Raw genomic sequence first — 24,927 nt, forward strand, 5'->3', positions numbered from 1 at the left:
CGGATGAGGGGGGAACGCGATGCCGGATCCGAGTTCCTGGCTGCACGAGGCCAGCGCGACCGCCACGGGCGGGCACGTACGCACCGACGACGGTGGGCTCTCCACCGCGCTGGCGTCACCGCTCGCGCCGCACTGCACCGGGTTGACCCCGGAGCAACTGCTCGCCGCCGCCTTCGCCTCCTGCCTGCACCACGCGGCGGTCGAGGCGGCCGGGGAGATCACCGACGAGGCGCACACGGTGCAGGTGACCGCCGAGGCGAAGCTCGGGCGCGATGACGACGGCCGGTACCGGGCCGACGTGCACGCCAGCATCTCGTCGGCCGGGTTGAGCCGGGAGCAGTTGGCCGAACTGGTCGCGTACGCCGACCGGCTGTGGCCGTTCTCCAGCGACGACAGCAGCCGGCACCGGCTGACGGTGAGCGCGGCCGAGAACGGCCGGCACTGAGCCGCCGACGCCCCACCTCCGGCGGAGGCGACCCCGCCGTCCGGCGGGGTCGCCTCCGCCGTTCGGTCGGGTCGCGGCCGCCGTCCCGGGACCGCCGACGGCCGTCCGATTCGTGACCGCAGAAGCGGTATAACCGACAAAGGCACTGCGTACGTTTCACGGCTTTTAAAGATCGGTACACGGAATATCAGGGCGGATTCGGGCCGATTGTGGCGTAGGCCACCCATACCACCGCCGGTTCCCGGCCGAAACCTCTCTAACCTCGTCGGGTGCACCCCGACGAGACCGCCGCGCAGCAGCCGGCCCGGAACCGCCCGGCCACCCCTTCGACCCGGGTGGCCTCGGACGAACGGAGGATCGGCCGGCACCGCGCGCCGGAACCACCCCGACGGGGCATCGGTGCCGCGCTCGCCTCCACCCCCGCCCGGATCGCCCTCGCCGGTGGCGTCACCTGCTGCCTGGGGCTCGTCGCGCTGGCCGGGACGCACCGGGTCGACCGGCAACCCCGACCGGTGCAGGAGGTGCTGGCCGACCGGACCACCGACGAACAGCGCGCCTCCCGGTCCCGGGAGCGGACCGTCCTGCCGGCCAGCCCCCTGCCGGCCAGCCCCCGACCGTCGGCCACCCACAGCGCCACGCCGAAGCCGACGAAGAAGCCGGCCCGGCCCCGCCCGGTCGCCGGGCTCACCCGGGTGCAGATGGACAACGCCCAGGTGATCGTCGAGGTCGGCGTCGACCTGGGGGTGCCGCGCCGGGGCCTGGTGGTCGCCGTCGCCACCGCCATGCAGGAGAGCGACCTGCACAACCTCGCCAGCGACGTGCTGCCCGAGTCGTACGACCACCCGCACCAGGGCAGCGGCTCGGACCATGACTCGGTGGGCCTGTTCCAGCAGCGCCCGAGCAGCGGTTGGGGCACGGTGGCCCAGCTGATGCGCCCCGCCTACGCGGCGCGGGCGTTCTACTCCGCGCTGGCCGAGGTCCCCGGCTGGCGGCAGCTCAGCATCACCGCCGCCGCGCAGGCCGTGCAGATCTCCGCCTACCCCGGCGCGTACGCGCGGCACGAGGACCGGGCCTCCGCCGTGGTCGACGCGCTGCTCTGAACCCGCCCTGCCGGCACCGCGGGGCGGGCGGCGGCGGGACCGGGTCGCGCCCGGCAGGGTGCCCGGTCAGGCGACCCGGGTGCCCGGCTCGGGCTGGTCCACAGTCACCTCGTCAATGCCGGTGGCGACCCGGGTGGCCGGGACACCCCCGGCGGCGGCGGTCGGGGTGTCCACCGGCACGGTCTCGACGGTCAGCCCGGTCAGGAGCTGGTCGACCCGGGCCGCCCGGTGCCGCCGTTCGTGCAGTGACGCCTCGAACTCGCGGCGGGCCTGCACCGCCTCGGCGTACACCCGCTCGCGCAACTGCCGGGCCTCCTCCCGGGCGGCGTCCAGCTCGGCGCGGGCCCGGGCCAGCAGCTCGCCTGCCGTACGCGGGGCCGCCGGCCGGGCCGCGCCCCGGTCGGCGTCGGCCCGCCGCCGGTCGACCACCGCCAGGAGCAGGGTGGTCTCCTGGCGGATCTGGTCCCAGTCCCGCCCCGCGCCGGCGATCACCTCCGCCCGCGCGGCGAGCCGGGTCAACCGGACTCCGAGCTCGTCCAGGCAGGAATCGACCTGACGCCGGTCGTAGCCGGACTCAACGACGGAGAACCTCATACGTGTCGCCCCCCAGGAAGCTGGTACGTCTGTCCCAGCTCGATCCTCGCGGTAGCCGACGACCCCCGGGGCGGTTCGAGAAAAATGTTCAGCAATTGCGGGGCGGGTCCCGGGGCCGACGACCGGGGCGGACCCGACGCGTCGGTACGCGCCGGGACGCCCCGGGCGGTCAGGAACGCTTGGGCAGCACCACGACCCGACCGAAGAACTCGTCGATCCGGCGCACCACGTCGTTGAAGTCGTCCAGGTCGATCGGCTTGGTGACGTAGGCGTTGGCCTGGAGGCTGTAGCTGCCCACGATGTCGGTGTCCGCGTTGGAGGTGGTCAGCACCACGATCGGGATGGTGCGCAGGTCGTCGTCCTGCTTCACCTCGCCGAGCACCTGCCGGCCATCCATCCGCGGCATGTTCAGGTCGAGCAGGATCACGTCGGGTCGCCGGGCGTCGACGTGCCGGCCCTCCTGCCGCAGGAACTCCATCGCCTCCTGACCGTCACCGACCACGTCGATGACCTTGGCGATGCCGGAGTCCGCCAGGGCTTCCTCGATCATCAGCACGTCACCCGGGTCGTCGTCGACCACCAGGATGCGGACGGGGTTCGTGGCGCCTCGGTCCATGGGTCCAACCTGTCTGTGTCGGCGAGCGGGGGACGACGGTCTCGGTACCCCGTTGGCGGCCTGACCGAACGCGGTCACCCGCGAAGCGGGAACGGCGCGGTCATCCGCTGGCGGGGAAATTTAGCCCATCACCGGGCGGACGGCGACCGCGGGTCGGCGGTGTCGGGCTGATAGCGCAGCACGTCGGCCAGGCCGGTGATCTGCAGTACCCGGTCCACCCGGCCGGTCGCCCCGTACAGCCGCAGCCAGCCACCCCGCGCGGCGGCGAGGTTGTCCCCCCGGACGAAGGCCGCGATGCCTGTGGAATCGCAGAAGGTCAACCCGGTGAGGTCGAGCAGCAGGTGCCGCTCACCGTTCGCGGCGAGCCGGTCGATCTCGGTGTTGAGTGCCCCGGCCGAGCTGAGGTCCAGCTCGCCGACGAGCCGCAGACACACGCCGCCATCGTCCCGCTCGGCGTGCGTCACGGTGAAGGTCAACGTCGTCCCTCTCGCTCCCACCACAGGTAGACCCTTGCAGTGCAGCAAGTATACGCAGCGCTCCCCCGGGTGCCCGCGCGGCGCGTCAGTGCCGCACCCCGCCGGACGCGACGGTCGCCGCCGCGCCGAGCGCCAGGAACCGCGCCGCCCGGGGGAAGTCACGCAGGACGCGCCCGTAGTGACCCAGGGTGGCGGCGACCGACCCGGCGGGCACCCCCCGGCTGGTCAGGATCGCCACCAGCCACGTCACGAAGTCGGTGAACAGCTCCGCGTCGTCGACGTAGACGGCGGCGGCCAGGAAGTCCACCGTGTATCCCAGGTCGCTCGTGGTGGCGTCCCACTGCGCCGGGGTGTAATCCGCCACCGACGGCATCCGGGTCCGCAGGTCCGCCACCGCCGAGTCGATCAGCTCGCCGCGCCGCTTCAGCAGGCTGGCGTACTCGTCGTCGGCGAGGTGGGACAGGTCCGCCGGGGGCACCCGGCGCAGCGCCCGCTCGTCGGCGACCAGGTCGGCCGCGCCCGGGGCGTCCGGGGCCCAGGCGACCCCGAGCCGCCGGGCCCACCGGCCGTCCACGCCGAACCCACGCCCACCGACCACCACGGGTACGTCCGAACGCCGGCACGCCTCGATCATCCGGTGCGCCTGCGGCAACCGCATCGGCAGGGCGCAGGCCAACGCGACCGCGTGCGCGTCGTGCCGGTGCAGGTACGACACCAGGTGGGCGGCCGGCACGCTGGCGCCCAGGAACGTCACCTGCCAGCCGCGCAGCCGCAGCACCTCGGCGACCAGCCGGGGTGGCAGGGCGTGCCACTCACCGTCCATGCAGGCCACCACGATCCGCCCCCGGGTCGGCCGTGGGTCGGCGTACCCGGCGATCGCCGCCACCGCCCGTTCGCTGATGTGCGTCGCGGCGTGCTCCTGCGCCACGCTCCACTCGTTGCGGGCCCACCGCTCGCCCACCTCGGTCTGCGCCGGGGCGACCAGGTCGAGCAGCACCCGTTCCGCCGGGACGCCGGCGTCGAGCAGCCCGGTGGCCACGTCGATCGCGCCGTACTCGTCGGCCTCCTCCAGGCAGGCGAGGAAGTCGCCGAAGGCCCGGTACGGGTCGGCCGGGACGGTCGGGGCGGTCACGGTCGGGACGTCCTCTCCTCGGCCTGGCCCGGCACGGCCGGCACGGAGTGCAGGTGCCGCCGGGGGCGGCCACCCGGTCCGGTGGCCCGCAGGGCGAGCACCGCGATGTCGTCGTGGTCGCCGTGGGCCAGCCAGTCGCAGGTGACCTGCTCGACCCGCTCGGCGAGCGCCGGGGCGGGCATCCGGTGGCAGCCGGTGACGGCGTGGACCAGCCGGTCCTGACCGAACTGCTCGTCGCCGCGCCGGCCGCCCCGGGCCTCGGTCACCCCGTCACTGAAAAGCAGCAAGGTCTCCCCGACCGCCAACCGGACGGTGACCTCGCCGATGCGCGGGTCGGGCACCACGCCGATCAGCATCCCGCTCAGCGGCACCGTCTCCACCTCGCCGCCGTCGCGCAGCACCAAGGGCGGCAGGTGCCCGCCACCGGCCAGGGTCAGCGACAGGCCACCGTCGCGGTGCGGGCGCACCACCCCGAGCACCATGGTGGCGAACCGGCCCTGCCCGTGCGCCTGGGTGGTCTCCAGCAGGGCGTCGTTGAGCAGCTTCAGCAGCCGGCCGGGCCGCGACTCGACCCGGTAGAGCGCCTGCAGGCACTGGCGGAGCTGGCCGGTGAAGACCGCCGCCTCCACCCCCTTGCCGGAGACGTCACCGAGGAAGAACACCGCACCGCCGTCGGCCAGCCGGTGCGCGCCGTAGAAGTCGCCGCCGATACGCAGGCTCGCCTGGGAGGGCCGGTACGCCGTGCCCCACTGCACCCCGGCCACCTCAACCGGTTCCACCGGCACCAGGCTGGCCTGCAGGGTGTCGGCCACCTCGGCCTGGTTGCGGTAGAGGACCGCGGTGGTGAGCGCCGCGCCGGCCCGGGCGGCGAAGGCCCGGACCAGCTCCACGTCGGCGTCGTCGTACCAGCGGGTCCGCCGGGCCACCAGCAGCACACCCGCCGGGGCGTCCCGGCCGGGCAGCGGGACCACCCGGGCGGTCACCTCGCGGGCGCTGAGCCCCGGCAACCAGCCGGCCTCGACCGCCTGGTCGACCAACCAGTCCACCGTGTGCGGCTCCACCCCGGACAGCCCCTCGACGATCGCCGGGGGCAGCGCGGCGGCGGGCAGCACACCGCTGTCCACCGTGGGTGACTCGTCGTCGGCCCGGGTCGCCCGCCACCACCGGGCCCGCCCGGAGCGGGGGGCGAGCACCAGCACCGCCACCTCGGCCAGGGTGGGCACGGTGAGCCGGACCACGGCGGCGGCGGCCCGGTCCGGGTGCAGCGGGTTGCCCAGCTTCTCGCCGACCACGGCGAGGAAGGCCGACCGGGCCCGCTCGGCGAGCAGCGCGTCGGCCCGGGAGACGCTGTCGGTGACGTCCTCGACGTACAGACAGCTCCGGGAACCGGACAGCGGCACCCGGCGGATGCGCAGTCGCCGGCCGTGGTGACCGAACCCGTCGGGCTCGACAGCGGCCCCGGACAGTACGGCGAGACCGGCGGCGGCCAGCGGGCGACCGGGCGACACCTCGGGCAGCAGCCGCTCGGCCACCGGGCTGACGTGCCGGACCACCCCGTCGGCGTCACAGACGACCAGGCCCTCCCGGAAGTGTTCGAGGACCTCGGACCAGGCCGGGTCGACCCGGTCCGGGTCGGGGCGGGCGGGATCGGGGCCGGCCCGGTCGGGGGCCAACGGCGGCAGGCCGGGGGGCGCGCCGACGGACCGCGCCGCAGCCCGACCGGCACTCGGCGTGGAGATCCGTCCGTCGCCCGGGTCGAAGCCCCTGACGTCGGCAGCACTCACCAGCTGAGCCCCACTCCCCTTGTCGCCATCCGGCACATCCCGGATGTAGGCCGTATGTTCCAATCTGTTCCGCTCAGCCTACGCCCGAACGCGGGCACCGCCACCGCACGGCGACCCGAGCGCGGTTCCGCACCCCTGCGGGCCCACCGGCGGGTTGTTACGATCCGGCGTAGTCCGGCCCGACCGTCGGCCCTGCGGAAAGGCGTGCTGTGGTGCCCCCTGGAAGGAAAACCGAGACCGCCCCGTTGACCATGTCGGTGGACCGCTCCGACCCCGGAGCTCCGGTCCTGTCGGTCGGCGGTGAGCTGGCCTACGCCACCTCCCGCCCGGTGCGGGTGGAGGTCGACCGGGTGCTGGTGGAGCGCCCAGCGGTGGTCGTCTTCGACTTCTCCGGGCTGACCTTCATCGACAGCACCGGCCTGTCGGTCATCGTGCACGCCTGGCGGGAGGGGCAACGGGTCGGGACGCTGGTCCGGCTGCGGGCCGTCCCCCGTTTCCTGACCACCATCCTCGACATGACCGGGATCACCGGCCTGCTGGCCCGTCAGTTGCCGCAGCGGTCCGCCCCGGTGCCGCAGCGCCCGGCCGCGTCCACCTGAACCCGTCCGCCCGGACCCGGTCACCGGGTCGGCCGAACCCCGACGTTTCCCGATCATCCGTTGCTGGGAACATGGGGACATGCGCCCGCAGCTGTTGACCATCGAGGTGACCCGGCTCGACGCCGGCACCGCCCGGCTGCGGCTCACCGGTGACCTCGACTTCGACACCGCCCCGGAGCTGATCGAGGCGGCGGCCGGGGTCCGCGCGGACGGCCACCGCGCCCTGGTCGTCGACCTGGGCGGGGTCGGTCTGTGCGACTCGTCGGGGCTGAGCGCGTTCGTGGTGCTCAGCCAGGGCGGCGCCGGTCCGGTCCGGTTGACCGGGGTCAGCGCCCGGCTCCAGCAGTTGCTCGACCGCACCGGCCTGGCCGAGCTGCTGGCGGTGGAGCAACAGCCGGCGGCCGGGGCCGCCGACGACGTCCGCGAGGTGGGCTGAGGCGTCCGGCCGGGGTGGCCCCCCGCCCCTGGTCCCAGGGGCGGGGGCCGGGAGGAAGGCCCGGGCGGGGGCTCGCCGTCAGGCGCTGACGACGATCTCCTGCGCCTCGACGGCGGGTTGCCGGCGCGGCCCGGTCGACCGGGGCGCGGCGGACGACGGGGGTTCGGCGTCCTCCGGAGGACCGGAATCGGGCAGTTGGAACAGGTAACGGACGAACCCCCCGCCCGACTCGTTGTCCTCCGCTCCGGGCCACTGCCCGGCGCAGTCCATGCCCACCACCTCACGGCCCGATCCGTCGGCCTCCTCCACCAGGGCCCAGAGGCTCACCGGGTAGCACCGGGTCACCTCCGGGCCGACCTGCCAGCGGGAGTACCAGCCGGGACGGGCCGGGACGATCTCCACGATCCTCTTCATGACGACCTACCCTTCCGCGTGCCTCGGAAGACCTCCGGTCGTCCCGATGGTCCGTCCCGCGCGGGTGAGCACCCCTCACCCCACGGGAGTGAAGCCGGGGCAGGTCTGAATGAAGCAGGGACGCAGGGCGTCACCGACGCCCGCCCGCGTCCCGTGCCCCCGGTTCAGCGGGTGCGCACCGGCACCTCGGGCGAGGAACTCTCCAACGGCACGGCGTGGGCCGGAACCAGACCGAGCTGCGTCGCCGGGCGGGGCAGCGCGGCGTCGAGCACCCAGTCGGCGCTCACCCGCGCCCGGTTGCCGGGCATCGCCAGCAGGTGGTAGCCCCGGGTGACCGCCTTGGCGGCCAGCCCCGACAGCGACAGCTTCAGCGGGTTCGCCGCCGCGTCCTTTCCTCCCAGGTCGACCACCCAGCCCAGGTCGTGGTGCTGGTACGGGCGACGCCTGCCGCGCCCGTAGGAGGCGGCGATGTTGTGCGCCGCGAGCTTGCCCTGCCGTTGCGCGTGCTGGGCGGTCATCGTGCAGAGCTGCCCGGGCCGGGTCAGGTCCGGCACGGCGGCGGCGTCGCCGCAGGCGTACACCTCGGGGAAGCCGGGGACGTTGAGGTACTCGTCGACCACCAGCCGGCCCTTCTCGGTACGCAGGCCCAACTCGGCCACGAACGGGTCGGGGCGTACCCCGACGCACCAGGCCAGCGTGCAGGTCGGGACGTACTCGCCGTCGGTGAGGTGCACCCCGTCGGCGGTGGCCTCGGCGACCGAGGTGCCCATCCGCACGTCGACCCCCCGGCGGCGCAGCACCCGGTCGGCGGTCCGCGACATCCGCTCGTCCAGCTCCGGCAGCACCCGGGCGGCGACGTCCAGCAGCATCCACCGGGGCCGGACGGTCAGCCGGGGACGTTGGGCGTGCAGCGCGTCGGTGAACAGTTGCCCGTGCGCGGCGACCTCGGTGCCGGTGTAGCCCGCGCCCACCACGACGAAGGTGGCCCGGGCCTGCTGCTCGGCCGGGTCCTGCGCCTGCTCGGCCAGCTCGATCTGGCGGACCACGTGGTCGTGCAGGTAGACCGCCTCGGGCAGACCCCGGAAACCGTGGGCGTACTCGGTCACCCCGGGGATGGGCAGCAGCTTGTTGACGCTGCCGACGCAGAGCACCAGCCGGTCGTAGGCGAGCTGGCCCCGCTCCCCCTCCGGGTTGGTGAAACCGACCCAGCGGTGGCGCAGGTCGACCCGGTCGGCCTCGCCGACGACCACCCGGACCCCGGACAGGGTGCCGGTCAGCGGGACCGAGATGCGGGTGGGTTCGACCACCCCGGCGGCCACCTCGGGCAACAGCGGCAGGTAGAGGAAGTAGTCGGTCGAGTTCAGCAGCACGATCTCGGCCCGTCCGCCGGCCAGCCGACGCAACGTCTTCGCCGCGTGGTAACCGGCGAAACCGGCGCCCACGATCACCACACGAGGTTTCGTCATGTCCGCTCCCTTCCCGGCGGTCAGCGCGACAAACGTGTCGGGTCGCCCCGGCACCCGGGCGGCCGACGAGGGCGTCGCGGGCCATTTGATACATCAGTGACGGGCTCCCGACTGTAGTCACACCGCGTAGCCGACACCGTTGCTTTCGGCGTGCCTTCCGCCCACGCTGAGTTCCTGTTCGACCACCACCAATCGGAGGGACAGATGAGACTTCGCCGTGTCGTCGCCGTCGCACTGGCCGCCCTGCTGGCGGCCGTGGGGCTCGCGCCGACCGCACCCGCCGCGGCGGCCACCGCGGACCGCTGGGGTTTCGCCTACGTCGACAACCCCACCGTCACCAGCTGGACCGTGCTGGACACCACCCGGCAGTGGGGCACCTGGAAGGCCGCGTTCCCGGCCGCCTGGGCCACCGGCATCAAGCTCGCCCCGGGCCGGTTCCAGGTGCGCTTCCCGCAGATCGGCGCCGGTGCGCGCGGGGTGCCGCACGTGACCCCGGTCGACCGCGCCGGGCACTACTGCACCGTGGTGCGCTGGTTCCAGTCGGGCACCGACGAGATCGTCGACGTGCAGTGCTTCGCCCCCGGCGGCACCCGCGACGACAGCCGGTTCACCGTGCTGTGGACCGCCAGCTCCGGGGTGCTGCCGGCCGGCACCGCACACGCCTACGTCCAGGGCGGGGTCAGCGGCCTGGTCCAGTCGTACGTGTCCACCGGGGCCCCCGCCGCGCTGGCCCCGCTGGGTGTCGGGCAGTGGTCGGTGAAGCTGCCCGGGGTCGGGCTGGCCGGGGTGCTGGCCGGCAACGTGCAGGCCACCGCGATCCAGCCGAACGCCGCCCAGCGCCGGTGCACCGTCGCCCGCTGGGGCGCCTCCGGCACCGACGTGCTGGTCTACGTGTTCTGCTTCGACCAGGCCGGCGCGCCGGTGAACACCGACTTCACCCTCTCCTACCACCGGGGACGCTCGGTGGTCGGGTCGCTGGCCCCGCCGACGTTCTTCGGTCACCTGGCCAGCGCGGCGGGCGGCCCCACCAACGACAACTCCCAGCTCGGGGTGGGCGTCAACACCATCGCGCCGCTCGCGCCGGTCGGCCGCTACCTGGTCACCTTCAAGCAGCTCGGGCAGAAGGAGACGCACGCCCAGGTCACCGCGCAGGGCACCGGGCCGAACTACTGCAACCTGACCCAGCCGTGGTCGTACGCGGTGGACGCCCCGGTGGACGTGATCTGCTTCGACAACACGGGCACTCCCGCGCCGAACCAGGTGCTGGTCGCCTTCACCTCCCGGATCTGAACCGGGCGGCACCGCCCGCCGGTCGGCCCGGCGGGCGGTGCCGCGTGGACGGTCCGGACCGCCGTCCGGCGACCCGTCGGCACCGCCGGGCGACCATCCCGTACGCGGGACCCTCCGTGATCTCCACCGGTGGGTGCGGTCGGCTAGCGTTGTCGGACCGTCGCGCCCGACGGCCGAGACACGAGCGACACGAAGGTGAACCGATGGGTCCGAAGGCGAGCATCCGGGACGTCGCCGCCGCCGCGGGTGTCTCGGTGACCACCGTGTCCCACGTGTTGAACAATAAGTCCGGCACCCGGGTCAGCGCCCAGACCCGGGAGCGGGTCGAGACGGTCGCCCGTCAGCTCGGTTACGCGGCGAACGGGCTGGCCCGGGGGCTGCGGCTGCAACGGTCGTACGCCCTGGGGTTGCTCGGTGACGTCGTCGCGGCCACCGGCCAGGCCGGGCGGCTCGTCCTGGGCGCGCAGGAGACCGCGTCGGCGCGCGGATGGGTGCTGCTGCTCACCACCGGCCGTGACCCCGAGGTGGAACGGCGGGAGATCCGGGCCCTGGCGCGGCACCGGGTCGACGGCGTGCTCTACGCGACCATGGACCACCGGGTGGTGCGGGTCCCCGACGAGCTGCGCCCGATGCCGGTGGTGCTGCTCAACGCCCGCAGCGCCGACGCCACGCTCCCCTCGGTGGTGCCGGACGAGCGTGGCGGCGCCGCCACGGCGGTACGGGAGCTGCTCGCCCACGGGCACCGGCGGATCGGTTTCGTCACCACCGTCGACGACGTCCCCGCCGCCCGGGGTCGGCTGCTCGGCTACCGGGAGGCGCTGTGGGCGGCCGGGGTGCCGTACCGGCCGGAACTGGTGCACGCCGACGTCGGCGACCCCGCCGGTGGGCACCGTGCGGCCCGCGCCCTGCTCGGCACGGCCGACCGGCCGACGGCGCTGTTCTGTTTCACCGACGCGATGGCGATGGGTGTCTACCGGGCGGCGGCCGAACTCGGCCTGCGGGTCCCGCAGGAACTCTCGGTGGTCGGCTGCGCCAACCAGGAGGTCATCGCCGACGGACTGTTCCCCGCCCTGACCAGTGTGGCGTTGCCGCACCACGGGATGGGCACCTGGGCGGTCGAGACCATGGTGGAGCTGCTCGACCGACCGAAGGGCGCCCGCCGTCGGGTGGCCCGGCACGTCGCCCTGCCGTGCCCGCTGGTGCGTCGGGCGTCGGTCGCCGCCGCACCGCACTGATCAGCGCAGGGACGGCGGCCCGGTCGGCGGCACCGGCACCTGGAGGTAGGTGGCGCCGCGCAGGTCCAGCCACGCCCGGTCGGGGGCCCGGACCAGCCGCAGCATCACCTCGGCGCAGGCCGGGCAGCGACCCACCAGCCCGGGGGCGTGGGCGTAGACGCGCAGGCCGGCCATCGGGCCGACCATGCCGCAGGACGCGCACCGCCCGGTCGCCGCGCTCAGGTCCACCGCCAGCAGCTCGCGCAGCGGCCCGTCGAGCATGTTGCCGTCCAGGTAGGACATCTCGGTCATTGGAACTCCTCGCCGGTCAGCCGGTGGGCCCGAACCGTTCGGTGCGGACCCGCCGGGTCGGGTGGCCCAGCCCCACCAGCAGGTCCGCGACGGTCTCCACGAAGCCGGTCGGGCCGCAGACGTAACAGAGCGGCTCCAGGTCCGCCGGCCAGCCGTGGGTGTTCACGTCGGCCAGCCCGATCCGGTGCGGCTCGCCCCGCCAGCCGTCGGGGGCCTCGCGGGTGTAGACGTAGCTGACGTCGAGGCCGAGGTCGTCGCGGGCGCGGGTGCGCAGCTCGTCGGCGTAGATCACGTCCGCCGGGGTGCGGACCGAGTAGATCAGCCGGAACGGCGCGCGGTTGCCGGCGGCCCGGCGGGCCCGCATCATCGCCATCAGCGGCACCACCCCGGAGCCGCCGGCGACCAGCAGCACCGGCGCGGTCTGCTCGGGTCGCCAGACGAACCAGCCGCCGACCGGGCCGCGCACCTCCACCGGGTCCCCCTCGGCCCAGGTGTCGGTGAGGTACGGCGACACCTCGCCGTCGGGCACCCGCTGCACGGTCAGCGCGATCCGGTCGCCGTCGGCCGGCTCGGCGAGCGAGTACGAGCGGGCCGCCTGGTAGCCGTCGGGAGCGGTGAGCCGGACGTCGACGTGCTGCCCCGGCAGGTGCCCCGGCCAGCCGGGCACCGACAGCACGAGGGTCTGTGCGGTGGGCGTCTCGACACGGCGCTGCGCCAGGCGGGCCACCCGCCAGTCCAGCGGCCGCGCCAGCCGACCACCGGCCGCGGTCACCTCAGTCGCCCTGGTAGCGCTGCTCGCGCCACGGGTCGCCGTAGTCGTGGTAGCCGGCGGTCTCCCAGAAACCGGGTTCGTCCTCGACGGTCAGCCGCAGGCCGCGTACCCACTTGGCGGACTTCCAGAAGTAGAGGTGCGGCACCAGCAGCCGGGCCGGGCCGCCATGTTCGGCGGGCAGCGGTTCGCCGTCGTAGCCGTGTACCACCCAGGCCTGCCCGTCGCGCAGGTCGTCCAGCGGCAGGTTGGTGGTGTAGCCGCCGTACGAGTGGGCCTGGGCGTAGTCGGCGGCGGTGTCCACACCGTCGAGCAGCACGTCCAGCGAGACGCCCTGCCAGCTGGTGCCGAACTTCGACCACCGGGTGACGCAGTGGATGTCCACCGTGGGAGTCTCCTGGGGCAGTTCCATCAGCTCCGCCCAGGACCAGCGGACCTCGTCGCCGGTCTCGGTGCTGAGGACAAACTCCCACCGGTCCAGCGGGACCCGGGGGGTCGGCCCGGCGGACAGCACCGGGAAGTCCTCGGTCAGGTACTGCCCCGGCGGCAGGGCCGGGTCGCTCGTCCGACGGCGGCCCTGGAAGCCCGGTGACACGATTCCCACCCGTCAGTCCTACCACCGCAGGGGGCGTGGGCGGGAGGGTTCCGGCGGACCGGGCCGCGACCGGCGGCGGCCCCGTCGCCCGACGCCGCCGGTCGCGTACGGTCAGTGCTTGTCGACGACCACCTCGGCGTCACCGGGCTCCCGGTCGCGGGTGGCCCGCAGGCTGGTGAGGGTCACCACGACCAGGACGCCGATGATGACCCCGAGCGAGGCCAGCGTGGGGATCTCCGGCACGCCCGGCCAGATGCCGTGCGCCCAGTGCAGGCCGAGCTTGACGCCGATGAAGGCCAGGATGATCGCCAGACCGTAGCTGAGGTGCACCAGGCGGCTGAGCGCGGCGTGCAGCACGAAGTAGAGCGCCCGCAGCCCGAGCAGGGCGAAGGCGTTGGTGGCGAAGACGAGGTAGGGGTCCTCGGTGATGCCGTAGACGGCGGGCACCGAGTCGACCGCGAAGACGATGTCGGTGGCGAGCACCGCGACCACCACCAGGGCGAACGGGGTGAGCGCCCGCCGGCCGTGCTGCCGGATCGTCATCCGGGTGCCGTGGTACTCCTCGACCACCGGCATGAACCGGCGCAGCAGCCGCACCGACCGCATCTTGTTGATGTCCACCTCCTGCTCGTGCCCGGAGAGGGCGTCGCGCAGCAGCTTGACGGCGGTGGCGATGAGGATGATGGCGAAGATCAGGAACGCGAAGTCGAGGGTCTGCAACGCCGCCGCGCCGAGGGCGATGAAGACCGCGCGGAGCACCAGCGCGCCGGCGATGCCGTAGAGCAGCACCCGCTGGGCGAGCACGGCCGGTACCGCGAAGGCGGCCAGCAGCAGCATGAACACGAAGAGGTTGTCGACCGACAGCGACTTCTCGACCAGGTAGCCGGTCAGGTACTCGACGCCCTGCTGGGAGCCGAAGCGGTACCAGACCCAGCCGCCGAAGGCCAACGGCAGCGCGATGTAGAACGCCGACCAGCCCAGCGCCTCCCGGATCGACACCTCGTGCGGGCGTCGGGTGACCAGGAAGTCGAGGACCAGCAGGGCGAGCACGCCGACGATGGTCACCGCCCACAGGGTGGGGGTGCCGACCGACGACAACCCACCGGCAGCAAAGTACGACAGATCGGTCATGGAGCCTCCTCGAACACCGTGCCATGTTCGAGGTCTCCTTCACCCACGTTCGCCGTGGGCAACCACCCGAGGCGCACCCGGGGCGCGCCGTACTGACCGGAATGGTTCGTGGGAAGTACTCCCCTCGTGCGGACCAGGTTAGGCCAGGTCCGGACGACTCGCCAAGTCAGGGCGGACTCCCGTTCCGGGCGTGGTTGCCCTGGTCAACGGCTGGGTGCCCCGACCCGCCGCCCCGGTGCCCGGCCGGTTGGGTCAGGCCCGGCGCCCGGTGGCCATGCCGGGGGCGAGCGCGGGCTCCACCAGGTCGCGGTAGTCGCGGGGCAGCCGGGTCACCAGACCGTCGAACTCGCCGCCGCTGACCGCCTCGTGGACGGTGCCGAAGACCACCCGCACCACGTTCCGGGCGGCCGGCTCGTCCAGCTCGGCCCGCCGCGCCACCCGGGCGACGAACTCGGCCGCGCCGAACTGCTCGGCCGCCTCCGAGCCGGGGCCGGGACGCAGCGCCAGCCGCAACGGCGCGGGCAACTGCGTCGCCAGGTCGAGCACCTCACCCCCGGTCAACCGTTCGGCGAGGGTCGACAGCGTCGCGTGGACCAGCACCACCGCCCGCTCCGGATCGGTACGGACCCGCCGGGCCACCTGGTCGACGAAGGTGTCGTAGTTCATGCGGGGCTCCCTTCGACATGAGGCGGCCCGGTTACCCGCCGGGACGCCCCGGAAACGACGCCGCCCGCCCCGCTTTTCCGCGCCGGCTGCGCGTGACCGGCCGCCGGACGGGTAACCGCCGCCGATCGTGACCGGATCGAGGCGGCGAGGAGGCCCACCGATGGCCAGTCGGACCGAAGTCCTGCGGTACCTGTCCAGCCTGGACTACCCGGCGGCGAAGGACGCCGTGGTGCGTCAGGCCGAGCGGGAGGGCGCTCCGCCGGACGTGCTGCGGGCGTTGCGGGCGCTGCCGCCGGTGGACTACGCCAACGACGCGGAGGTGGCCCGCTCGGCCCGGATCGACCCCGCCCCCGAGGTCGACCCCACCCGGCGGGCGCAGCAGGCGAGGGAGAAACAGCACCAGCGGGTCGCACAGCACCTGCGGAGCATCTGACCCCGGACAGGCGGGCGCCCCGGGTCGCGAACCGCGACCTGGGGCGCACGCGTGCCTGTTCACCGGCGAACCGCCGGGCGGCCACCCGAACCGGGTGGGCATCGCTGCCACGATCATCGTAGGCCACGCCATCACCCGTACGGCTGATTTTGGTAATACTGTGGGCGAGCACACCACGGGGCGGGTCAACCGTGCAGGTCACCCCGCCGGTCCCGGGCCTTCAACCGGACGGTCGGCAGTTGCGGGGCGGGCAGCGGCGGGGCCGGGTCGTCGGTGACCCGCCCGAACCGGTCCAGGCCGGCCATCCAGTCCGCCCGGGCGGCGGCCACCTCCTCGTGCGAGCGGCCGACGAAGTTCCACCACATGACCAGGGGCTCGTCGAACGGCTCGCCGCCGAGCAGCATCAGCCGGCTACCCGGCTCGGCGGTCAGCTCCACCCCGTCCCGCCCGGTGCCGAGGTAGAGCAGGGCACCGGGCTCCAGCGACACACCGTCCACCCGGGCCCGGCCGGACATCGCCAGCAGCGCGTACTCGAAGCGGGGTCGCAGCCGCGGCGTCGCCGGGGCCGGGCCGTGCGCCGCCAGTTGCACGCCGAGCAGCGGGGTGTGCACCACCGCCGGGGACGCCTCGCCCGCCAGCTCGCCGACGAGCAGGGTGTGCTCCCAGTCGCCGGACCGCCAGCGGGGCAGGTCGGCGTGGTGGGCGAAGCCGGCGGCACCGGCGCGCGCCGGGTCGGGCAGCGCCACCCACAGCTGCAACCCGTGCATCAGCGGCGGACGGGTGGCCGGGGACCGCTCGGAGTGGGCGATGCCGTGCCCGGAGGTCATCACGTTGAGCTGGCCGGGGCGGATCGGCTGGACGTTGCCGAGGCTGTCCCGGTGCACGATCTCGCCGTCGAGCAGCCAGGTCACCGTCTGCAGGCCGGTGTGCGGGTGCGGGGGCACCTCCATGCCGGGACGCTGCGCCACGTCGTCCGGGCCGAAGTGGTCGACGAAGCACCACGCCCCGACCATCCGGCGGGCCCGCTGCGGCAGCAGCCGGCGCACGGTGGTGTACCGGCCCAGCGGCACGTCGTGGCCGGGCAGCAGCACGCTGCCCGGGTCCTCGGCGGCGACGCCGGGTGGTCGGGTCTGCGCCGGCAACGATTCGGTACGGTCCACCACCCGACTCTATGCCGGCCGGCCCGCCACCGGTCCGGCCCCGGACGGTTCAGTCCTCGACGACGGTGACCGTGTTCGCCCCGGCGACCAGGTCGAGGTAGAGCCGGTCGGGTGACCGGTCCCAGTTCGGCGAGCCCACCGTCGCGCCCCGGGCCAACCCGTCGCGCCGGTCGCCGTACCAGACGACGCTGCCCGCGCCGGAAGCGGCGCGGACCCGGACCGGGGGGCCGTCGGGCGCGTGGACGACGAACTGGTTGACCCCACCGGTCATCCGGACGGTGCGGGTGCCGGTGGTCGGCGGCAGCCGCAGGTCGATCCGGGCCGCGCCGCCGATCAGCTCCACCCCGGACAGCCGCGCGCCGGTGAGGTCGAGAACGTGTTCGCTGACCCCGCCGACCAGCCGCAGCCGCCAGGTCAGCCGTGCGTTGAGCGTCACATCGACGACGCCCCGGCCGGGTCGGTCCCGGCGGGTCACCCGTAGCTGCACCCGCTCGCCGGACACCTCGGGCCGGGGGGTGAGTCCGGCGTCGGCCGGGCTGCTGATCCGGTACAGGTCGGCGCCGAGGTCGTCGGTGCGCAGCCGGAACGAGGTCACCCCGTCCAGCAGCTCGAAGGTGGCCCGGCGCAGCCCGTCGACCGGCGCGGTCAGGGTCCGCCCGGCGGCCTCGGCGGCACCCGCGCCGCCGGGATCGGCGGTCGCCGACGCCGGGGGCGCGGCGCGGTCACCGGAGGAGACGATCCCCAGCCGCTCAGGGTTCGCCATGGTCACCACCACCGCGATCGCACCGAGCGCGACCACCAGCACCGCGGCGGCCGCCAGCAGCCGCGCGCCGCGGGGCCAGGGGGAGCGGTACTCCGGTTCCCCCGTCGCCTCGACCGGTTCCCCGGTCACCTCGATCACCGGCTCGAAGACCGGTCGCCGTTCCTCCGTCGTCGGACGGTGCTCCTGCCCCGGCTCCACCATCGCGCCTCCCCTGTCCCGGTCCCCGCACAGCAGTACGGCCCGGCCGCCGCAACGGATCATTCCGGCCGGACCGGGACCGCGCCGGGCCCGGGGCACCGTCAGTCGGTGTCGCGTCCCCAGAGTCCGCCCCGGTAGACGGTCCCCCGGTAGGGCGCGCCGTCGGCGACGTCCGGCTGCCCCGCGACGTCACCCCCGGGTGCGGCGTCGGCGGACCAGGCGTCGGTGGTCGGGGCGGCGGCGCGGGCGGCACGCGCCCGGCGGACCCGGCTCACCACGAACCAGCCGGCGGCGGCGACGCAGACCACGATGACGACCTTCTGGAACGACCCGACGTACTCCTCGACGACGTGCCAGTTGTCGCCGAGGAGGAACCCCGCCATCACGAAGGTGGTGTTCCAGATCAGGCTGCCCAGCGTGGTGTAGAGCAGGAACGTCATGATCGGCATCCGCTCCACCCCCGCCGGGATGGAGATCAGGCTGCGGAAGATGGGGATCATCCGGCCGAAGAACACCGCCTTGACGCCGTGCTTGAGGAACCACGCCTCGGTGCGGTCCACGTCGCTCAGCTTCACCAGCGGCAGGCGGGCCGCGATGGCCCGCATCCGGTCGCGTCCCAGCGCCGCGCCGATGCCGTAGAGCACCCACGCGCCGACCACGGACCCGAGGGTCGTCCAGAGGATCGCCGAGACCAGGCTGATCCGCCCCTGGGCGGCGGCGAAGCCGGCCAGCGGCAGGATCACCTCGCTGGGGATCGGCGGGAAGAGGTTCTCCAGCGCCACCGCCAGCCCCGCGCCGGGCCCGCCGAGCCGCTCCACCAGACCGGTGACGAACCCCACCGGCCCGTCCGAGGGGGGCTCGGCGGAGACGACCGTGCGGGGGCTGAGCGCCAGGGAGCGTGGGATCATCCGACAAAGTTACGAGCCGGACGACGAATCGACCACGCGCGGCGGCGACATCCGCCGGTACGCTGGGCCGGTGCCCGGACGACTGACCGAACTGTGGCGGTATCCGGTCAAGTCGATGCTGGGGGAAGCGCTGTCCGACGCCACGGTGGACGGTCGGGGCGTGGCCGGGGACCGCCGGCTCGCCGTGCTCGACCACGACACCGGCCGGGTGGGCAGCGCGAAGCGGCCCCGACGGTGGGCGGCCCTGCTCGGCGTCCGCGCCACCGGCGACGCCCCCGACCGGGTACGCCTCGCCCTCCCCGACGGCACCGTCCTCGACCATCCCGACGCCGGCCTGGACGCCGCACTGTCCCGGCTGCTCGGCCGGGACGTCACGCTGACCGACGCGGTGCCCGCCGACGCCCTGCTGGACCGGGCCGACCCGGACGCGGTGCTGGCCGAGGGGGCCGACGCGGACGTGCCGGTGACCGGCAACCCGCTCGGTGGCGTCGCCCCGCCGGGCAGCCTGGTCGACTTCGCGCCGCTGCACCTGCTCACCACGGCCAGCCTGGACGCGCTCGACCTGCCCCGGGACGCGGTCCCGCGCTACCGGCCCAACCTGGTGGTCGCGACCGACGCCCGGGGTTTCGTGGAGAACGACTGGGTGGGTCGGGAACTGCGGATCGGCGCGGAGGTGGTGCTGCGGGTGCTCGCGCCGACCCCCCGTTGCGCGGTGCCCACCCTGGCCCACGGCCCGCTCCCCCGTGCCCCGCAGGCGCTGCGCCGGCCGGCGGAACGCAACCGGGTGGTCCCGCTGCCGGGCCTGGGGCCACAGCCCTGTGTCGGGGCGTACGCGGTGGTGGTGCGGGGCGGCCGGGTGGCTGTCGGGGACCGGGTGGAGCCGGCCTGACCGCGCGCACGGGTGCCCGGCCGCGCACGGACGGCCGGGCTCCGCCTCAGGGCAGGCGGCCGACCGCGCCGTACACGCTGACCTCGTCGACCGTGGGCCGGGGCTGCGGTTCGGCCTCGGCCCGCCACTGCGCCACCGAGGCGATGCCGGGGGCGACGAGGTCGAGGCCGTCGAAGAAGCGGGCGAACTCGTCCCGACTGCGCAGGTTGATCATGCCGGGTGGGGTGCCGTTACGGTTGCCCGCCCGGGCCTCCTCGGCCACGGCGGGTGGCAGGTAGTCGTAGGTGGCGTGCGACGCGGCCAGGTAGCTGCCCGGCGGCAGCGCCGCGAGCAACCGGCCGACCACCCCGTACGGGTCCTCCCTGTCGGTCACGAAGTGCAGGATGGCCACCAGCATCAGGGCGACCGGCTGCTCCAGGTCGAGGGTGCGGCGTAGTTCGGGGTGGTGCAGGATCTTCTCGGGGTCTCGCAGGTCGGCGTCGATGTAGGCGGTGGCGCCCTCGGCCGAGCTGGTCAGCAGCGCCCGGGCGTGGGCCAGCACGATCGGGTCGTTGTCGACGTAGACCACCCGGGCCTGCGGGGTGATCGCCTGGGCCACGTCGTGGGTGTTGTCGGCCGTGGGGATGCCGGTGCCGATGTCCAGGAACTGCCGTACACCGGCCTCGCCGGCCAGGTAGGCGACCGCGCGTCGCAGGAACCGGCGGTTCTCCAGGGCGGCGGTACGCACGGTCGGGAAGGCCGCCGCCATCGCGTCGCCGGATTCCCGGTCGGCCTGGAAGTTGTCCTTGCCACCCAGCCAGTAGTTGTAGCGGCGGGCCGGGTGGGCGACCGAGGTGTCGATCCGGTCACTGGGGTGCGGGGCGGCGCCCGTCGGGGCATCGGCGGTCACAGGGTCCTCCATGACTCCGCGCCATCCGGTCGTCGATGGCGTCCGTCCACTGTCTCCGGTCGGTCATCGTAGTGGCCGCCCTGGTGGGGCCGGCGACCCGGTGCGGCCGTCACCGCGGGTACAGCTCGTCACGCAGTCGGGTGAGCACCTCGGGGGTCTGCTCCGGCGGGGTGGCCTCGACGCAGAGCCGCTCCATCGCGGCGGCGTAGTAGTCCAGGTCCTCCCGCTTGTCGAGGTAGAGGGCGCTGGTCAACTGCTCGATGTAGACGATGTCGGGCAGGTCGTCGTCGCCGAAGCGCAGGATGGTGAAGGCCCCGCCGGCGGCGGCGTGGCCACCGGCGTCGAACGGGATGATCTGCAACCGGACGTGCGACGAGCGGGTCGCCTCGATCAGCGCGGTCAACTGCCCGTGCATCACCTGCGGGCCGCCGATCGGCCGGCGCAGGGCGGCCTCGTCGATCACCGCCCACAGCTGCGGCGGGTCGGCCCGGTCCAGCACCTGCTGGCGCTGGATGCGCAGCTCCACCCGCCGGTCGACCTCCTCGACGGCGGCGCCCCGGTGTCCGAGCAGGACCACCGACCGGGCGTACTCCGGGGTCTGGAGCAGGCCGGGCACGAACTGCACCTCGTAGCTGCGGATCAGCGCGGCGGCGGCCTCCAGGCCCAGGTAGGACTGGAACCAGCCGGGCAGGACGTCGCCGTAGCGGTGCCACCAGCCGGGGCTGTTGGCGTCGCGGGCCAGCTTGAGCAGCGCGTCGCGTTCCTGCACGTCGGTCACCCCGTAGAGGGTGAGCAGGTCGGCGACGTCGCGTTCCTTGAAGCCGACCCGGCCCAGCTCCATCCGGCTGATCTTCGACTCCGAGGAGCGGATCTCCCAGCCTGCGCCCTCCCGCGTGACACCCTTGGCCTCCCGCAGCCGGCGCAACTGCGCGCCGAGCAGCATCCGCAACACCGTGGGGCCGGTGGCCGGTCCCCCCTCGGCGGCAACCATCGTCACGTGCCCCGCCCCTCCGCGCATGCCCCTGTATCCGATCGCGGTCCCTGGCCCCCGCCCGACCGACGAGTAAGCATGCCATGAACCGACGGTGAGGTGAACATCCTCCGGACGGATACGGTCCCGTGGGCGGGACCGGCGGGCGTCAGCCGATCAGATGGTCGAAGTCACCGTCGCGGGCACCGAGGACGAAGGCCGTTATCTCGTCCACCGTGTAGATCAGGGCGGGCCCCTCGGGATGACGCGAGTTGCGCACGGCGATGCCGGCCCCGCCGGGCAGTTCGGCCAACTCGACACAGTTGCCGCTGGGGTTGCTGCGGCGGCTCTTCTCCCACCTCAGCGGAGGCAACTGGGTGACAGGGACGCCGTTCTCAGGCTGCTGCATGGATGTCTTTCTGTCGGGGTGCGGAACCACTGTCGCGAGAGGACGTTGCGGTGTCGAAGGAGCGGTGCGACATCAGATCCGGCCGTGCTGCACGTGCATCTGCTATTATCTGCTTCGGACAGCGAGCATGATAACGCACGTGGACGGTACTTATCCGTTCACTTTGGGTTACCAGGCTCAGGGCTTCACCTGGGCAAACGACGACCCGGCGGGGCACGACGGCGCCGCCGCACGGGTCGTGCGCCGACACTGCGAGGGAGGACCCGTGCCGGATCCGTTGACCGTCGCGTCCGGCGTATCCGCGGCCGGAGCCCTGGTCTCGGTGTGGCAGCTACGCCGCCGGGCCCTGCAGGCCGAGGCGGAACTGGAGCAGCTACAGGCCGAACTGGCCGCGGAACGGCACGCCGCCAGCCACGACCCACTCACCGGGCTGCCCAACCGACGGGCCTTCTACCGGCTGGCCGCCACGCTCCTCACCGACGCCGGCGGGCAGCCCCTCATCGCGGTGGTCCTCGACCTCAACGACTTCAAGCAGGTCAACGACCGCTACGGGCACGCCGCCGGCGACCAGGTGCTGATCAGCGTCGCCCAACGGCTGGCCGCCTTCGCCGGCGACAACCTGGTCGCCCGGCTCGGCGGCGACGAGTTCGCCGGCCTACTGGCCAGCCCCTCGGTCGACCGGCGCTGGATCGACCACGCCACCCGGCGGCTCTGCGAGGCGATGGCCGCACCCATCCCGCTGGGCGCGTGCAGCGTCCGGGTCACCGCCTCGGTCGGGCTCGCCCCGGTCACCGGCCCCACCCAGCTCGCCGACGCGCTCTGCCGGGCCGACGCCGCGATGTACCGGGCGAAGGGTGTCACCAGCCGGCAGTCACCCCGGCAACTGCTCGACGCCGCCCGCCTCGCCGAGTGCTGAGCCGCGCGCCCCGGCCGGGGCGGCACCACCCGACGATGGTGCGACGGATCAGCGCCAGCCGTAACCGGCCCGCAGCGCCTGCCCGACCCGGTCGAAGCGCCCCCGGTCCAGCACCGCGCCCTCCCGGCGGATGCCGTCCTCGCGCATGGTGAGCACCCGGTCCAGCCGAACCCAGCTCGGACGGGACTCACGGTCCCACTCCCCCGGGCCCAGCGCCAGCCAGTGCCGCTGGCCGTCCCGCTCGCTCTGGCTGGACAGCATCAACCCGAACAGGGTGCGGCTGGACCGGCCGACCACCAGCACCGGACGGTCCTTGCCCTGCTTCGGGTCGTCCTCGTAGGGCACCCAGGTCCAGACGATCTCGCCCGGGTCGGCCTGACCGTCCGGCTCCGGGGCGTACGACAGCTCCCGCCGTTGCAGGGCACTGACCTGACGCCGCCGGGCCAGCTGCGCCGGGATCGGACCGGGGGTGGCGCGCTGCGCGCCGGTCACCCGGCCGAGCCGGGACGCCACGTTCCTCAACAGACCTGCCACGGCGGGCAGCCTACCGCCAGCCGGGCCGGCTCACCCGTCGAGGTCGCCAGCCCGGCGCAGCAGCACCGCCCGTTCCCGCACGTTGCGGCACAGCCTGGCGGCGACCTCCAGCTCGGCGCGCGCCTCGGCGGTCCGGCCGAGCCGGGCGAGCAGCTCACCACGGACGCTCGGCAGCAGGTGCGACCCGGCGAGGCGGCCGGTGGCGGCGACCTCGTCCACCACGGCCAGCGCCGGCTGCGGACCGTCCGCCATCGCCACGGCCACGGCCCGGTTCAGCTCGACGACCGGCGACGGCGCCACCCGGCCGAGCGCCTCGTAGAGCAGCACCACCCGGGACCAGTCGGTCTCCGCCACCGACGGGGCACCGGCGTGGCAGGCGGCGATCGACGCCTGCAACCCGTACGGCCCGAGGCCGCGCCCCGCCGCCACGGCCCGGCGCAGTGCCGCCGTCCCCCGGCGGATCGCCGACCGGTCCCACCGCCGCCGGTCCTGGTCCGCCAGCAGCACCGCCTCGCCGTCGGCGTCGACCCGGGCCGGGAACCGCGCGGCGGTCAGCTCACACAGGGCGAGCAGGCCGTGCACCTCCGGCTCGGCGGGCAGCAGCGCGGCCAGCGTCCGGGCCAACCGGATCGCCTCGTACGCCAGGTCGGGGCGGAGCAGGTCGGTGCCGGCCGTCGCCGTCGACCCCTCGGTGAAGATCACATAGAGCACGCCCAGCACCGCGCCGAGGCGTTCCCGCCGCTGGGGTGGCTCCGGCAGGGCGAACGGCACCCGGGCGGCGGCGATCGTCTTCTTGGCCCGGGTGATCCGTGCCTGCACGGTGGGCACCGGCACCAGCAGCGCCCGCGCGATCTCCTCGCTGGACAGGCCGCCGACCACCCGCAGCGTCAACGCCAGCCGGGCCGGCGGCGGGAGCACGGGATGACAGGCCACGAACATCAATGCCAGCACGTCGTCGTCGACCCGGTCCGGGTCCCACGGCAGGTCCCCGTCCCCGGACCCGCCGGCCGGCCCGGCGAGCTGGCCGGCGAGCACCGCGTAGCGGTCGTCGAGCGCGGCCCGGCGGCGGAACGCGTCGACCGCCCGCCGCCGGGCGGCGGTGAGCAGCCAGCCCACCGGGTTCGCCGGCACCCCGTCGCGCGCCCAACCGACCAGGGCCTGCGCCACCGCCTCCTGGGCGACGTCCTCGGCGAGCGCGAAGTCGCCGGTGTACCGGGCCAGCGCGCCGACGATCCGGGCCGACTCGATGCGCCAGAGCGCCTCGACGGCCCGCCGGGCCGACTCGGCGCCCGGCGGGCCGTCGGTGGGCACCGTGCTCAGAGCTGGCCGGTCCGCTCGCGCCACTCCCGCTCCCTGACGATGAACTCGTTGTCCTGCGGGAACTCGTCGATGCCGGGGACCCGGCGCACCTCGCACCTGCTGCCGGGCAGCGCCGGCATCCGCCGGGCCCACTCGACGGCCTCCTCCTTCGACGCCACGTCGAGCAGGTAGAAGCCGCCGAACAGCTCCTTCGTCTCGCCGTACGGGCCGTCGGTGACGACCGGGGTCTCCCCGCTGTAGTCGACCACCACCCCCTGCGCCGGGTCCTCCAGGCCCTCGGCGGCCACCAGCACGCCCGCGCGGATCAACTCGTCGTTGAACCGCCCCATCGTCTCCAGCATCTCCTCGAGGGGGATCTTCATCATCGTCGCCAGGGATTCGTCCGTGTTCCGCATGATCAGCATGTACTTGGCCATCGTCGCTCCTCGTCGTCGGGTCGCCGTTCGACCCGCTCACCCTCTGGTCGAACGGGGACCGGGCCGGATCGACACGACCGTCC

30 protein-coding genes are annotated in these 24,927 nt (G+C 74.2%); 9 read left to right on the forward strand and 21 right to left on the reverse strand.

Annotated elements, in window-relative coordinates:
- The first annotated feature begins 19 nt into the window (after nucleotides 1-19).
- Both JQX11_RS09395 and JQX11_RS09400 read left to right on the forward strand, forming a co-directional pair.
- Nucleotides 20-445, forward strand: coding sequence for an OsmC family protein (locus tag JQX11_RS09395; RefSeq protein ID WP_204924582.1), 426 nt, complete (start codon nucleotides 20-22; stop codon nucleotides 443-445).
- 269 nt (nucleotides 446-714) lie between these two features.
- Nucleotides 715-1,545 (forward strand): hypothetical protein, encoded by an 831-nt coding sequence (locus JQX11_RS09400; RefSeq protein ID WP_204924583.1) that lies wholly within the window; start codon nucleotides 715-717, stop codon nucleotides 1,543-1,545.
- A gap of 66 nt (nucleotides 1,546-1,611) precedes the next feature.
- On the opposite strand, the gene JQX11_RS09405 is transcribed toward JQX11_RS09400, so the two are convergent.
- The 5 genes from JQX11_RS09405 to JQX11_RS09425 form a co-directional block, all read right to left on the reverse strand.
- On the reverse strand, nucleotides 1,612-2,139 hold the full coding sequence (locus JQX11_RS09405; RefSeq protein ID WP_204924584.1) for an ATPase: 528 nt from the start codon (nucleotides 2,137-2,139) through the stop codon (nucleotides 1,612-1,614).
- 169 nt (nucleotides 2,140-2,308) lie between these two features.
- Entirely contained in the window at nucleotides 2,309-2,755 is a 447-nt protein-coding gene (locus JQX11_RS09410) for a response regulator (protein WP_088645276.1), read from the reverse strand.
- 128 nt (nucleotides 2,756-2,883) lie between these two features.
- Complete coding sequence (locus tag JQX11_RS09415; protein WP_307826128.1) at nucleotides 2,884-3,255, reverse strand: STAS domain-containing protein; 372 nt, start codon at nucleotides 3,253-3,255, stop codon at nucleotides 2,884-2,886.
- 61 nt (nucleotides 3,256-3,316) lie between these two features.
- Nucleotides 3,317-4,363, reverse strand: coding sequence for a cobalamin B12-binding domain-containing protein (locus tag JQX11_RS09420; RefSeq protein ID WP_204924585.1), 1,047 nt, complete (start codon nucleotides 4,361-4,363; stop codon nucleotides 3,317-3,319).
- Nucleotides 4,360-6,147 (reverse strand): PP2C family protein-serine/threonine phosphatase, encoded by a 1,788-nt coding sequence (locus JQX11_RS09425; RefSeq protein WP_204924586.1) that lies wholly within the window; start codon nucleotides 6,145-6,147, stop codon nucleotides 4,360-4,362. Before JQX11_RS09425 ends, JQX11_RS09420 begins: the two co-directional genes overlap by 4 nt.
- 212 nt (nucleotides 6,148-6,359) lie before the next feature.
- Here JQX11_RS09425 and JQX11_RS09430 point away from each other — a divergent pair, with 212 nt between their 5' ends.
- Together JQX11_RS09430 and JQX11_RS09435 are read left to right on the forward strand one after the other, a co-directional pair.
- Complete coding sequence (locus tag JQX11_RS09430; RefSeq protein ID WP_307826129.1) at nucleotides 6,360-6,746, forward strand: STAS domain-containing protein; 387 nt, start codon at nucleotides 6,360-6,362, stop codon at nucleotides 6,744-6,746.
- Nucleotides 6,747-6,825: 79 nt separating this feature from the next.
- Complete coding sequence (locus JQX11_RS09435; RefSeq protein ID WP_204924587.1) at nucleotides 6,826-7,182, forward strand: STAS domain-containing protein; 357 nt, start codon at nucleotides 6,826-6,828, stop codon at nucleotides 7,180-7,182.
- Between the two features lie 78 nt (nucleotides 7,183-7,260).
- On the opposite strand, the gene JQX11_RS09440 is transcribed toward JQX11_RS09435, so the two are convergent.
- Together JQX11_RS09440 and JQX11_RS09445 are read right to left on the reverse strand one after the other, a co-directional pair.
- Nucleotides 7,261-7,596: a hypothetical protein gene (locus JQX11_RS09440; RefSeq protein ID WP_232377478.1), complete on the reverse strand. Its 336-nt coding sequence runs from the start codon at nucleotides 7,594-7,596 to the stop codon at nucleotides 7,261-7,263.
- A 164-nt stretch (nucleotides 7,597-7,760) separates the two neighbouring features.
- Nucleotides 7,761-9,062 carry an NAD(P)/FAD-dependent oxidoreductase gene (locus JQX11_RS09445; protein ID WP_204924588.1) on the reverse strand — a complete coding sequence of 434 codons (1,302 nt, stop codon included), beginning with the start codon at nucleotides 9,060-9,062 and terminating at the stop codon, nucleotides 7,761-7,763.
- Between the two features lie 204 nt (nucleotides 9,063-9,266).
- Between JQX11_RS09445 and JQX11_RS09450 the strand changes: the two genes are divergently transcribed.
- Both JQX11_RS09450 and JQX11_RS09455 read left to right on the forward strand, forming a co-directional pair.
- A complete protein-coding gene (locus tag JQX11_RS09450) occupies nucleotides 9,267-10,352 on the forward strand; it encodes a hypothetical protein (protein ID WP_204924589.1) in 1,086 nt (361 codons plus the stop codon).
- A gap of 203 nt (nucleotides 10,353-10,555) precedes the next feature.
- Complete coding sequence (locus JQX11_RS09455) at nucleotides 10,556-11,587, forward strand: LacI family DNA-binding transcriptional regulator (RefSeq protein WP_204924590.1); 1,032 nt, start codon at nucleotides 10,556-10,558, stop codon at nucleotides 11,585-11,587.
- Here the strand turns inward: JQX11_RS09455 and JQX11_RS09460 are convergent, their stop codons facing one another.
- The 5 genes from JQX11_RS09460 to JQX11_RS09480 form a co-directional block, all read right to left on the reverse strand.
- Complete coding sequence (locus tag JQX11_RS09460) at nucleotides 11,588-11,878, reverse strand: DUF6510 family protein (protein ID WP_204924591.1); 291 nt, start codon at nucleotides 11,876-11,878, stop codon at nucleotides 11,588-11,590.
- 16 nt (nucleotides 11,879-11,894) lie between these two features.
- Nucleotides 11,895-12,650, reverse strand: coding sequence for a ferredoxin reductase (locus JQX11_RS09465; protein ID WP_204924592.1), 756 nt, complete (start codon nucleotides 12,648-12,650; stop codon nucleotides 11,895-11,897).
- Between the two features lies 1 nt (nucleotide 12,651).
- The gene (locus tag JQX11_RS09470; protein ID WP_435822401.1) at nucleotides 12,652-13,242 is read right to left on the reverse strand and encodes a sulfite oxidase-like oxidoreductase; all 591 of its coding nucleotides are present in this window, start codon (nucleotides 13,240-13,242) and stop codon (nucleotides 12,652-12,654) included.
- Nucleotides 13,243-13,353: 111 nt separating this feature from the next.
- Nucleotides 13,354-14,373: a TerC/Alx family metal homeostasis membrane protein gene (locus tag JQX11_RS09475; protein ID WP_204924594.1), complete on the reverse strand. Its 1,020-nt coding sequence runs from the start codon at nucleotides 14,371-14,373 to the stop codon at nucleotides 13,354-13,356.
- Between the two features lie 252 nt (nucleotides 14,374-14,625).
- Entirely contained in the window at nucleotides 14,626-15,039 is a 414-nt protein-coding gene (locus tag JQX11_RS09480) for a DUF2267 domain-containing protein (RefSeq protein WP_204924595.1), read from the reverse strand.
- Between the two features lie 160 nt (nucleotides 15,040-15,199).
- On the opposite strand from JQX11_RS09480, the gene JQX11_RS09485 reads away from it, so the two are divergent.
- A complete protein-coding gene (locus JQX11_RS09485) occupies nucleotides 15,200-15,472 on the forward strand; it encodes a DUF2795 domain-containing protein (protein ID WP_204924596.1) in 273 nt (90 codons plus the stop codon).
- A gap of 185 nt (nucleotides 15,473-15,657) precedes the next feature.
- Here the strand turns inward: JQX11_RS09485 and JQX11_RS09490 are convergent, their stop codons facing one another.
- The 3 genes from JQX11_RS09490 to JQX11_RS09500 all read right to left on the reverse strand — a co-directional run bounded on the left by JQX11_RS09490 (nucleotide 15,658) and on the right by JQX11_RS09500 (nucleotide 18,501).
- The gene (locus JQX11_RS09490) at nucleotides 15,658-16,632 is read right to left on the reverse strand and encodes a pirin family protein (protein WP_204924597.1); all 975 of its coding nucleotides are present in this window, start codon (nucleotides 16,630-16,632) and stop codon (nucleotides 15,658-15,660) included.
- Between the two features lie 49 nt (nucleotides 16,633-16,681).
- Nucleotides 16,682-17,596: a cell wall-active antibiotics response protein gene (locus JQX11_RS09495; RefSeq protein WP_232377479.1), complete on the reverse strand. Its 915-nt coding sequence runs from the start codon at nucleotides 17,594-17,596 to the stop codon at nucleotides 16,682-16,684.
- 98 nt (nucleotides 17,597-17,694) lie between these two features.
- Nucleotides 17,695-18,501, reverse strand: coding sequence for a DedA family protein (locus tag JQX11_RS09500; RefSeq protein WP_204924598.1), 807 nt, complete (start codon nucleotides 18,499-18,501; stop codon nucleotides 17,695-17,697).
- A 70-nt stretch (nucleotides 18,502-18,571) separates the two neighbouring features.
- On the opposite strand from JQX11_RS09500, the gene JQX11_RS09505 reads away from it, so the two are divergent.
- Nucleotides 18,572-19,390 carry an MOSC domain-containing protein gene (locus tag JQX11_RS09505; RefSeq protein WP_307826130.1) on the forward strand — a complete coding sequence of 273 codons (819 nt, stop codon included), beginning with the start codon at nucleotides 18,572-18,574 and terminating at the stop codon, nucleotides 19,388-19,390.
- Between the two features lie 46 nt (nucleotides 19,391-19,436).
- Here JQX11_RS09505 and JQX11_RS09510 read toward each other — a convergent pair whose 3' ends face one another.
- The 3 genes from JQX11_RS09510 to JQX11_RS09520 form a co-directional block, all read right to left on the reverse strand.
- Complete coding sequence (locus JQX11_RS09510) at nucleotides 19,437-20,291, reverse strand: SAM-dependent methyltransferase (protein ID WP_204924599.1); 855 nt, start codon at nucleotides 20,289-20,291, stop codon at nucleotides 19,437-19,439.
- Between the two features lie 97 nt (nucleotides 20,292-20,388).
- Nucleotides 20,389-21,270, reverse strand: a complete 882-nt coding sequence (locus JQX11_RS09515; RefSeq protein WP_232377614.1) for a Sco1979 family transcriptional regulator — start codon at nucleotides 21,268-21,270, stop codon at nucleotides 20,389-20,391.
- Between the two features lie 148 nt (nucleotides 21,271-21,418).
- Nucleotides 21,419-21,658 carry a DUF397 domain-containing protein gene (locus tag JQX11_RS09520; protein WP_204924601.1) on the reverse strand — a complete coding sequence of 80 codons (240 nt, stop codon included), beginning with the start codon at nucleotides 21,656-21,658 and terminating at the stop codon, nucleotides 21,419-21,421.
- 265 nt (nucleotides 21,659-21,923) lie between these two features.
- Between JQX11_RS09520 and JQX11_RS09525 the strand changes: the two genes are divergently transcribed.
- Nucleotides 21,924-22,574 carry a GGDEF domain-containing protein gene (locus JQX11_RS09525; RefSeq protein WP_204924602.1) on the forward strand — a complete coding sequence of 217 codons (651 nt, stop codon included), beginning with the start codon at nucleotides 21,924-21,926 and terminating at the stop codon, nucleotides 22,572-22,574.
- A 48-nt stretch (nucleotides 22,575-22,622) separates the two neighbouring features.
- Here JQX11_RS09525 and JQX11_RS09530 read toward each other — a convergent pair whose 3' ends face one another.
- From JQX11_RS09530 to JQX11_RS09540, 3 genes are read right to left on the reverse strand one after another with little or no spacing between them, the layout of a single operon-like run.
- Complete coding sequence (locus JQX11_RS09530; protein WP_088645295.1) at nucleotides 22,623-23,108, reverse strand: type II toxin-antitoxin system PemK/MazF family toxin; 486 nt, start codon at nucleotides 23,106-23,108, stop codon at nucleotides 22,623-22,625.
- 30 nt (nucleotides 23,109-23,138) lie between these two features.
- Complete coding sequence (locus JQX11_RS09535) at nucleotides 23,139-24,452, reverse strand: RNA polymerase sigma factor (RefSeq protein WP_443673935.1); 1,314 nt, start codon at nucleotides 24,450-24,452, stop codon at nucleotides 23,139-23,141.
- Nucleotides 24,425-24,844, reverse strand: a complete 420-nt coding sequence (locus JQX11_RS09540; RefSeq protein WP_204924603.1) for a YciI family protein — start codon at nucleotides 24,842-24,844, stop codon at nucleotides 24,425-24,427. Before JQX11_RS09540 ends, JQX11_RS09535 begins: the two co-directional genes overlap by 28 nt.
- Nucleotides 24,845-24,927: the final 83 nt, after the last annotated feature.

The sequence above is a fragment of the Micromonospora humida genome (genome assembly GCF_016901255.1).
Classification (GTDB): Bacteria; Actinomycetota; Actinomycetes; order Mycobacteriales; family Micromonosporaceae; genus Micromonospora; species Micromonospora wenchangensis.